Raw genomic sequence first — 542 nt, forward strand, 5'->3', positions numbered from 1 at the left:
AATGACGTGAGTGAGTTGTGATCGGCTTGGCATTCCCGAGCGGGCAATTAACAGACCGTGGGTCTATGATCGATGGATCGATTCTCCGCCTGCGAGGCGCCCGCCCATGCTTGCCATTGCCGATATTTGCCGGATCGTCGAGTCAGGCTTCCCCACGTTCAAGTGTGATTGCACACCGACCGGACAAGGTCTGTTGCGGATCAAGGTGTATGAGCCGGGCAGGGGGCGTGTCGAGTTGTTGCTTGACGGTGTTTACCTCGAACATCTGGTGACGATTCGCGATATTTCCAATTTCATCGGTGAGTTGCGCACGGAAATCAGCGCCGGTCGCCGGGCGTTCGCCGGCTGATCGTTATAAACGCCGTTGAAAGGCCTGCACGATGCGCCGTGTCGCGTCATTGGTTTCAAGATTGTGCACGGCATCGAGCGGGTACCAGATGCAATCGACGATTTCATTCTGCGGGCGCACCTCGTCGATGTTGACCACCGACGCCTCATAAACGTGATGTCGCGTACTGCCCGCCTGCAGATCCATCAGATAC

Annotated in this window: 1 protein-coding gene and 1 pseudogene; one reads left to right on the forward strand and one right to left on the reverse strand. The window is 56.6% G+C overall.

The features are described 5' to 3' along the window. The first annotated feature begins 106 nt into the window (after positions 1-106). Entirely contained in the window at positions 107-349 is a 243-nt protein-coding gene (locus tag F8N96_RS34870) for a DUF1652 domain-containing protein (RefSeq protein ID WP_150801645.1), read from the forward strand. Between the two features lie 3 nt (positions 350-352). On the opposite strand, the pseudogene F8N96_RS34875 reads toward F8N96_RS34870, so the two are convergent. Next, positions 353-542, reverse strand: a pseudogene (locus tag F8N96_RS34875) (NUDIX hydrolase); the annotation flags it as partial.

The organism is Pseudomonas fluorescens (assembly GCF_902497855.1).
Lineage (GTDB): Bacteria > Pseudomonadota > Gammaproteobacteria > Pseudomonadales > Pseudomonadaceae > Aquipseudomonas > Aquipseudomonas fluorescens_BI.